The organism is Pseudolysinimonas sp., assembly GCF_049651805.1.
Taxonomy (GTDB): Bacteria; Actinomycetota; Actinomycetes; order Actinomycetales; family Microbacteriaceae; genus Pseudolysinimonas_A.
The window spans coordinates 21,938-30,369 of sequence record NZ_JBASCU010000034.1; the positions used below are offsets into that span (position 1 = coordinate 21,938).

Annotated in this window: 9 protein-coding genes; 8 read left to right on the forward strand and 1 reads right to left on the reverse strand. The window is 69.6% G+C overall.

Annotation, left to right across the window (positions count from 1 at the left end; genetic code table 11):
• Positions 1–39 precede the first annotated feature (39 nt).
• The 8 genes from WBL06_RS08980 to WBL06_RS09015 all read left to right on the forward strand — a co-directional run bounded on the left by WBL06_RS08980 (position 40) and on the right by WBL06_RS09015 (position 7,717).
• Positions 40–1,776: a circularly permuted type 2 ATP-grasp protein gene (locus WBL06_RS08980; RefSeq protein WP_424455650.1), complete on the forward strand. Its 1,737-nt coding sequence runs from the start codon at positions 40–42 to the stop codon at positions 1,774–1,776.
• Entirely contained in the window at positions 1,770–2,699 is a 930-nt protein-coding gene (locus WBL06_RS08985; RefSeq protein WP_424455651.1) for an alpha-E domain-containing protein, read from the forward strand. The genes WBL06_RS08980 and WBL06_RS08985 overlap by 7 nt, the downstream gene beginning before the upstream one ends.
• A complete protein-coding gene (locus WBL06_RS08990; RefSeq protein ID WP_424455652.1) occupies positions 2,696–3,541 on the forward strand; it encodes a transglutaminase family protein in 846 nt (281 codons plus the stop codon). The genes WBL06_RS08985 and WBL06_RS08990 overlap by 4 nt, the downstream gene beginning before the upstream one ends.
• Positions 3,542–3,612: 71 nt before the next feature.
• Positions 3,613–4,497: an alpha/beta hydrolase gene (locus WBL06_RS08995; RefSeq protein ID WP_424455653.1), complete on the forward strand. Its 885-nt coding sequence runs from the start codon at positions 3,613–3,615 to the stop codon at positions 4,495–4,497.
• A 38-nt stretch (positions 4,498–4,535) separates the two neighbouring features.
• Entirely contained in the window at positions 4,536–5,585 is a 1,050-nt protein-coding gene (locus WBL06_RS09000) for a lipoate--protein ligase family protein (RefSeq protein ID WP_424455654.1), read from the forward strand.
• On the forward strand, positions 5,564–6,625 hold the full coding sequence (locus WBL06_RS09005) for a FecCD family ABC transporter permease (protein WP_424455655.1): 1,062 nt from the start codon (positions 5,564–5,566) through the stop codon (positions 6,623–6,625). Before WBL06_RS09000 ends, WBL06_RS09005 begins: the two co-directional genes overlap by 22 nt.
• A complete protein-coding gene (locus WBL06_RS09010; RefSeq protein WP_424455656.1) occupies positions 6,622–7,398 on the forward strand; it encodes a heme ABC transporter ATP-binding protein in 777 nt (258 codons plus the stop codon). Before WBL06_RS09005 ends, WBL06_RS09010 begins: the two co-directional genes overlap by 4 nt.
• Before the next feature lie 34 nt (positions 7,399–7,432).
• Entirely contained in the window at positions 7,433–7,717 is a 285-nt protein-coding gene (locus WBL06_RS09015; protein WP_424455657.1) for a hypothetical protein, read from the forward strand.
• A 38-nt stretch (positions 7,718–7,755) separates the two neighbouring features.
• On the opposite strand, the gene WBL06_RS09020 is transcribed toward WBL06_RS09015, so the two are convergent.
• Positions 7,756–8,432, reverse strand: a 677-nt coding sequence (locus WBL06_RS09020; RefSeq protein ID WP_424455658.1) for a DUF222 domain-containing protein, incomplete at its 5' end; no start/stop codon positions are given.

Below are 8,432 nucleotides of genomic sequence, written 5' to 3' on the forward strand. Positions count from 1 at the left end.
CGAAACACCACCGCAACATCCCGCCCCTAGGCTCGCAGCATGGGCGACCTGTTCGACGGCTACGGAGCCACCGCCACCCGGCGACGGGGCGCTCCGCCGTGGGACGAGATGTTCTCCGACATCGCCGACGCGTCAGAGTCGAACGCCCGCGACGCGTATCGCGAGATCCACACGACGCTCGCCCGCATGACCCAGGCCGAGCTGCGCGGACGCACCGAGGCACTGGCGTCGTCGTACCTCGCGCAGGGCGTCACCTTCGACTTCGCCGGCGAGGAGCGGCCGTTCCCGCTCGACGCGGTGCCGCGCGTCATTCCGCAGGCGGAGTGGGTGACCGTCGAGGCGGGCGTCAAGCAGCGGGTGCTCGCGCTCGAGCGCTTCCTGGCGGATGTCTACGGCGAACAGCGTGCCGTGAAGGATGGCGTCATCCCGGCGCGCCTCATCTCATCGAGCGAGCACTTCCACCGCGAGGCGGCGGGCATCGAGCCGGCAAACGGAGTGCGCATCCAGGTGTCGGGCATCGACCTCATCCGCGACGAGCGGGGCGCCTGGCGGGTACTGGAAGACAACGTGCGGGTCCCCTCGGGTGTCTCCTACGTCATCTCCAACCGCCGGGTGATGGCGCAGACGTTGCCCGAGCTGTTCATGTCGATGCGGGTGCGCCCGGTCGGCGACTACCCGCACCGGCTGCTCGGCGCACTGCGCGCGGCCGCACCCGAGGGCGTCGAAGATCCGGTCGTCGTCGTGCTCACCCCCGGGGTCTACAACTCGGCCTACTTCGAACACACCCTGCTCGCCCGGCTCATGGGCGTCGAACTGGTCGAGGGGCGCGACCTGTTCTGTTCTGGCGGGCGAGTGTGGATGCGCACGACCGCCGGCCCGACCCGGGTCGACGTGATCTACCGTCGGGTCGACGACGAATTCCTCGACCCGCTCCTGTTCCGCGCCGACTCGATGCTCGGCTCGCCGGGGATCATGCTCGCCGCCCGGCTCGGCAACGTCACGATCGCCAACGCTGTCGGCAACGGGGTGGCCGACGACAAGCTCATCTACACCTACCTGCCCGACCTCATCCGGTACTACCTCGCCGAAGACGCGATCCTGCCGAATGTCGACACCTGGCGCCTCGAAGACCCCGGTGCGCTCGAGGAGGTGCTCGACCGCCTCGACGAGCTGGTCGTGAAACCCGTCGCGGGATCCGGGGGCAAGGGTCTCGTCGTCGGCCCCGACGCCTCGAAGGAAGAGCTCGACGAGTTGCGGGTGCACCTGCGGGCCGACCCGCGCGGCTGGATCGCCCAACCCGTGGTGCAGCTCTCGACGATCCCGACTCTCGTCGAAGACGGGTTGCGACCCCGCCACGCCGACCTGCGGCCCTTCGCGGTCAACGACGGCACTGAGGTCTGGGTGCTTCCCGGTGGCCTCACCCGCGTCGCGCTGCCGGAAGGTCAGCTCGTCGTCAACTCCTCGCAGGGCGGGGGGTCGAAAGACACCTGGGTCGTCGGCCTCGACCCGCTGCGCACCCTCGAGCACGACATCGGCGGGCTCGTCGCCGACCAGGCCGCGGTGACGACATCCATTCCCGTCATCTCGGCCGAGACGCACCTGCAAGACCACAACCCCGCCGACTCCCCCCGCCAGGACCAGCAGCAACAGCAGCAGCAGCAGCAGCAGCAGCGACTTCGCGTCATAGAACCCTCTCTGGCCCCAGAGACCCCCGCGCACGGGGCTCCCCAACGCCACAGAACCCTCTATGACGGGTGTCGAGGTACCGCATGCTGAGCCGCATCGCCGAGAGCCTGTTCTGGATCGGCCGATACATCGAGCGCAGTGATGGCACGGCGCGGATCCTCGACGTGCACCTGCAACTGCTGCTCGAGGATCCGTGGATCGAAGAGAACCTCGCCTGCCGGTCGCTGCTGTCGGTGATGGGCACTGAGGTCGATGAGGATGCCGAGGTCACCCGCAGCGACGTGCTCACGATCCTCGCGGTCGACCGCAACCAGCCGGCATCCATCGCCTATTCGCTGAACGCCGCCCGCGAGAACGCCCGCCGCGCGCGCGAGGTCGTCAACACCGAACTGTGGGAGGTGCTCAACACCACGCGGGCCCGGATGCCGCGCAAGGTCGCCAGCGACAAGGTGCACGAGTTCTTCACCTGGGTGCGCGAACGCTCCGCGCTCGCCGTCGGCATCGTCGAGTCGGCCACCAACCGGGATGAGGCGTACCGGTTCTTCACCCTCGGCCGGTCGATCGAACGCGCCGATATGACCGCCCGGCTGCTCGCGACCCGCAGCCTCACCGAGGCCTCGGGCCCGTCGTGGACGACCATTCTGCGCAGCGTCGGCGCGTACGAGGCCTACCTGCGCACCTACCGCGGGGTGCCGAGCGCACAGAAGGCCGCCGAGTTCCTGCTGCTCGACCGGCTGTTCCCGCGCAGCATCCTCTACTCCGTGACGCGGGCCGAGCAGCAGTTGCGCGAGATCGAACCCCGCGCCGACCGCTTCGGGGTGAGCGACCACGCGCAGCGGCTGCTCGGCCAGATCCGCAGCGAACTCGAGTACCGCCCGGTCATCGACCTCATCGCCGACCTGCCGACCCATATGGATGCCGTGCAGAAGACCACGACGGCGGTGAGCGAGGCGATCCGCCAGCGCTACTTCCCGACGAACGACGTCGCCGCCTGGGTGGGAGAGAACACGTGAAGCGGCTGCGCATCAAGCACATCACGGGCTTCCACTACGACGGCGAGGTCACCGCCTCCTACAACGAGGCGCGGATGCTGCCGGTCAGTGCCGACGGGCAGTTGGTGCTCTTCTCCAACCTCGAGATCCTGCCGATCTCGAGCCACCACTCCTACGTCGACTACTGGGGCACCCGGGTGTCGTCGTTCGAGATCCTCACCCCGCACGCCGAACTCTCGCTGACGGCAACCAGCCTGGTCGAGGTGCGCGACCGCGACCATCCCGAGCAAGGGCTCGAGTGGACCGCCCTCGCCGACGAGATCGAGACGGCGACCGAGTACGTCGAGCAGCTCGGCCAGACCCACCGCACGCGACCGCCGGCCGAGGTCGTCGACCTCGCCCGCGAGATCGTCGCCACGGCCGAATCGCCGTGCGACGCTGCACTCGCGATCTGCCAGGCGATCGGCGCCCGCATCGAGTACGTGTCGGGTGCGACGAGTGTGTATACGACGGCCGCCGAAGCCTGGGAGCACAAGAAGGGCGTCTGCCAGGACATCACCCACCTCGCGATCGGCGCGCTGCGCGCGGTCGGCATCCCGGCCCGCTACGTGAGCGGCTACCTGCACCCGCAGCCCGACGCGCCGATCGGCATGACGATCGCGGGCGAGTCGCACGCCTGGGTCGAATGGTTCTGCGGTGCGTGGAAGGGTTACGACCCGACGAACCTCATCGACATCGGCGACCGGCACGTCACCGTCGGCCGGGGCCGGGACTACGCGGATGTCGCCCCCCTCCGCGGCGTCTACGCCGGCCCCTACGGCAGCCGGCTGTTCGTGACCGTGGAGATCACGCGCGAGAGTTGACGGCTGCGGGAAAGCGCCATTCTCGCGGTGCGCCCCGCGAACGTACGATGAGGAACATCAAGGAGGCGACGATGCCCAAGTTCACCGCAGCACGTGGGGACTACACGTTCGAGGATGCCGAGGGCGTCACCATCCACTACTACGAGTGGCGCGCCGGTCACCCCAAAGGGGTCGTGCAGATCGTGCACGGGGTCGGCGAGTATGCGACCCGCTACGAAGACCTCGCGCAGGCGCTCGTCGCCGCCGGCTACACGGTGTACGCGGGCGACCTGCGCGGACACGGGCAGACGGGGCTGCAGCAGTGGGGGCACGACACCAAAAAGCTCGGCCGACTCGGCCCCGGAGGGGTGCGGGCGACGATCGCCGGCATCCGGCAGCTCTCCGGCATCGCCCACGCCGAACACACGAAGCTGCCCCTCGTGCTGCTGGGGCACAGCCTCGGCTCGATCTTCGCGCAGATGATGCTCAACGACGATGCGTCGCCGTACTCCGCCGCGGTGCTCTCCGGAACGCCGTACCGCACGCTGCGGCACATGAACGGTGGCGACCTGTCGAAGCGACACCGGCCCGCGGGCGGGGGCGGCACCGGCACCGAGTGGCTGAGCCGCGACCCCGACGTGTGGACCCGGTTCGCCGCCGATCCACTCACCTTCGATGCGAAGGTCGCGAAGCTGTTCGGGCTGAGCGAAGCGCTGCGGCTGATGGGCCGCCCGAAGAGGCTCAACCGCGATCTGCCGCTGCTCATCCTGATCGGCAGCGAAGATCCGCTCGGCGGGCCGAAGAGCGTCGAACTGCTCGCCACGGCCTACCGCACCCGCGGAGGCGTGACGGATGTCACGGTGAAGATCTACGACGAGGGTCGCCACGAGATGTTCAACGAGATCAACCGCGAAGAGGTGATCGCCGACCTGGTGGAGTGGCTCGACACCAGGCTCGAAACCCCCGCCGGAAGTTAGGCTGGCCTACGCCCACCCGAGGGCGCTGGGAGGACGACATGCACGGGGAGTTCAAGGTGCCCGGCGGCAAACTCGTCGTGGTCGACCTCGATGTCGCCGACGGCCGGCTGGCGAACGTGCGCGTCTCGGGCGACTTCTTCCTCGAGCCCGACGACGCGCTGCCGGCGATCGACACCGCGCTCACCGGGCTGCCGGTCACGAGCGAGGCGAGCGACATCGCCGCCGCGGTCACCGCCGCGCTGCCCGAGGGTGCCGTGCTGCTGGGCTTCTCGGCCGACTCGATCGCGACCGCGGTGCGCCGAGCGGTGAAGCGTGCCACCCAGTGGAGCGACTACGCGTGGCAGCTGGTGCATCCCGGCCCGCTCGACCCGCTCATGCACCTCGCCCTCGACCAGGTGCTCGCCGAGGAGGTCGGCGAGGGTCGCCGGGCCCCGACCCTGCGCATCTGGGAGTGGGCGTCGCCGGCCGTCGTGATCGGTTCGTTCCAGTCGGTGAAGAACGAGGTCGACCCCGTGAACGCCGCGGAGTACGGCTTCCCGGTGGTGCGCCGCATCTCGGGCGGGGGTGCCATGTTCATCGAACCGGCGGGGGCGGTGACCTATTCGATCTATGCCCCGATCGACCTCGTGCAGGGCATGTCGTTCGCCGACTCGTATGCCTTCTTCGACGAGTGGGCGGTGCAGGCGCTACAGAGCCTCGGCATCGACGCGAGCTACGTGCCGCTCAACGACATCGCCTCGCCGAGCGGCAAGATCGGCGGAGCAGCCCAGAAGCGGCTCGGCAACGGCGGCGTGCTGCATCACGTCACGATGGCCTACGACATGGACGGCGACCGCATGGCCCAGGTGTTGCGCATCGGCCGCGAGAAGCTCAGCGACAAGGGCACCAAGTCGGCCAACAAGCGGGTCGATCCGCTGCGCAGCCAGACCGGCATGACCCGGGAGCAGATCATCGAGCGGATGGTAGAGACCTTCCGCGGGCTGCACGGTCTGACCGAGGGCGCGCTCACGGACTGGGAGCTCGGGCGAGCGACCGAGCTGGTCGCGACGAAGTTCGCGACCGACGAATGGTTGTACCGGGTCCCGTGACGCGCACTTCTCTGACCCGCGTGATCGTCGGCGTCGCGCTCGGCGCCCTGCTGCTGGGCGGCATCCTCGCGTCGGCATTGTTGGGTCAGTTCCCGGTGACGCCTGCCGAGGTGATCGGTTCGCTGCTGCGGGCGGGCGGCATCCCGAACGGGTGGGCACCCGACGACCCGATCACCGAGTCGACGCTGTGGGTGATCCGGTTCCCGCGCATCGTGATGGCGATTCTGGTGGGCGCGGCGCTCGCCGCCGCGGGCGCGGTGATGCAGGCCATCTTCGGCAACCCGCTGGCCGAGCCGGGGGTGGTCGGGGTTTCGGCGGGTGCGGCGCTGGGCGCGGCGATCGCGATCGTGATCGGCGTTGCGGCGCTCGGTGACTACGCGATCGCGGTGTTCGCCTTCGCGGGCGGTCTGCTCGCGACCTTGCTCGTCTACCTGGTGTCGCGCGCGAACGGTCGCACCGAGGTGGTGACGCTGCTGCTCACCGGCATCGCCGTGAACGCCTTCGCGGGGGCGGGGCTGGCGTTCGTGCTCTTCGTCGCCGACACGGCCAGCCGCGAACAAATCGTGTTCTGGCAGCTCGGCGACCTCAACGGGTCGCTGTGGCGGGAGGTCGTCGTCGTCGCGGTCGTCGCCGTCGTGGGCGTTCTGGCCGCGGTCCTGTTGGGGCGGCGGTACGACCTGCTCGCCCTCGGGGAACGCAACGCGCGGCATCTCGGCCTCGACGTGGAGCGGCTGCGCATCGCCTCGATCGTGCTCGTCGCGCTGCTCACCGGCGTGGCGGTGGCGTTCGTCGGCATCATCGCCTTCGTCGGCCTTGTTGTGCCCCACATCATGCGGATGCTGCTCGGCCCCCGGCATCGCGGGCTGATCGTGGCGTCGGCCTTCGGCGGGGCGGTGCTGATCCTCGCCGCCGACCTGTTGGCGCGCACGATCGTTCCCGGGGCGGGGCTTCCGATCGGGATGCTGACCTCCCTCGTCGGCGGGCCGTTCTTCTTCTTCCTGTTGTGGCGTCAGCGGCGCCGGTCGGGGGGTTGGGCGTGAGCGGGCCGGGCGCGCCGCTGATCCGCGCGACGGGGTTGACCGTCACCCTCGACGGCCGCACCGTTCTCGATGACATCTCGCTCGATGTCGAGCCGGGTGAAGTTCTCGCCCTGGTGGGCCCGAACGGTGCCGGCAAGTCGACCCTGCTGTCGGTGCTGAGCGGCGAGCGGGCGCCGGCGTCGGGCACGGTGATGATCGACGACCGCGACATCCGTTCCTTCTCGCCGCTGGAGCTGGCGCGCCGACGGTCGGTGCTCACTCAGGACAATTCGCTGAGTTTCCCGTTCCGGGTGATCGACGTGATCACGATGGGGCGAGCGCCGTGGATCCGCACGGACGAGATCGCGGGGGACTCGGCGGCGATCGCGTCGGCGGCGACCCGTGCCGACGTGACGCACCTGGCGGGACGGCGATTCACCGAGCTGTCGGGCGGCGAGAGGGCGCGGGTGTCGCTCGCGCGGGTGCTCGCGCAGGACACGCTGATCGTCTTCCTCGACGAGCCGACCGCAGCCCTCGATCTGCGGCATCAGGAGGACGTGTTGCGCATCGCCCGCGACCTCGCCCGCGCGGGTCGCGCCGTGGTGGTGGTGGTGCACGACCTGTCTCTCGCCGGGGCGGTCGCCGACCGGGTGGCGCTGCTGTCGGCGGGCCGCCTGGTGGCTGCGGGCGCGCCGTCGTGGGTGTTGACAGCGGACGCGATCTCGGCGGTGTACGGCCTCGCCGTGCGGGTGGTCGATATCGACGGCCGACCGCTCATCGTTCCGTTGCGCTAGGAGGCCTCCCCGCCTCGCCCGGTATCCTGTGCCGGTGGAGTGGATCTGGTGGGTCGCGGTGCCGGTGGCAATCGTCGTGGTGTGCGTGATCGGCCAGGTCGCCGGCTTCATGGACTTCTCCACGAAGGGCAAGGATGGGCTGCGGTCGGCCGGCAACATCTTGGGCCCGATCGAGGGCTTGTTCGCCCCGAGCCGCCAGGAGGCGTTGCTGGAGCAGGAGCGCCAGACCGAACTGCCCGCGCCCGCCCCGGCGCCCGGCGAACCGCTGCTCGACCTCGATAAGGGCATCGCCCGCATCGACGTCTCCGAGCAGAAGTAGCCCGGCAAACGGGCGGAGCTCTCCCTCGGGCCCGAGCGCTACTGCTTTCGCCGCAGTGGGTTCTTGCTGGTGAGTTCGATCGGCTTTCGGATGCCGGGTCCACCGGGTGGTGGATACATGAGCCATTTCCCGTTGGGGGTGTCGGGTGGTCGGATGGTCCAGCCCATGTTGTGGGTGAGCATGTGGTGGAAGCGGCACAGCAAGACCCCGTTTCGAATGTCGGTGGGGCCGCCGTTGTCCCATTCGAGGGCGTGGTGGGCTTCGCACCAGGAGGGGGGTCGGTCGCAGTCGGGGTGGGCGCAGCCGCCCCAGATCGCGGCGAGGGCGATGCGCTGCCGGGGGGTGAAGAGTCGCTGGGTGAGGCCGACGTCGATGGGGCCGCCGGGTTGGAAGATGACGGGGATGTAGCCGTCGGTGCAGGCGAGGCGTTCGACGGTGGCGATGGAGACGGCGACGGTTTGTCCTTCGAGGTGCCCGGCTCCTTCGCGCTTCTGGAGGTCGCGGGCGTCGACGTGGACTCTGACGGCCGGTTTGCGGGATCCGAACAGTCGCCCGGGGTCGGCGGCTGCGGCGATGCGGACCATTTCCACGAGGGCGTCGTGGGTGAGTTGTTCGGTGGTGCGGGGGTCTTTCATGATGGCTTCGGCGCGGGCGCGTTCGGTGTCGTCGATGAAGCGGGGTCCGTTGCGGCGGGGGGCGGTGACGCAGTCGATCG

Excerpts from the sequence above, each read along its gene's own strand:
- WBL06_RS09000 (WP_424455654.1), top strand. The coding sequence starts at position 4,536 with ATGCACGGGGAGTTCAAGGTGCCCGGCGGCAAACTCGTCGTGGTCGAC.
- WBL06_RS09005 (WP_424455655.1), top strand. The coding sequence starts at position 5,564 with ATGGTTGTACCGGGTCCCGTGACGCGCACTTCTCTGACCCGCGTGATC.
- WBL06_RS08985 (WP_424455651.1), top strand. The coding sequence starts at position 1,770 with ATGCTGAGCCGCATCGCCGAGAGCCTGTTCTGGATCGGCCGATACATC.
- WBL06_RS08995 (WP_424455653.1), top strand. The coding sequence starts at position 3,613 with ATGCCCAAGTTCACCGCAGCACGTGGGGACTACACGTTCGAGGATGCC.
- WBL06_RS08980 (WP_424455650.1), top strand. The coding sequence starts at position 40 with ATGGGCGACCTGTTCGACGGCTACGGAGCCACCGCCACCCGGCGACGG.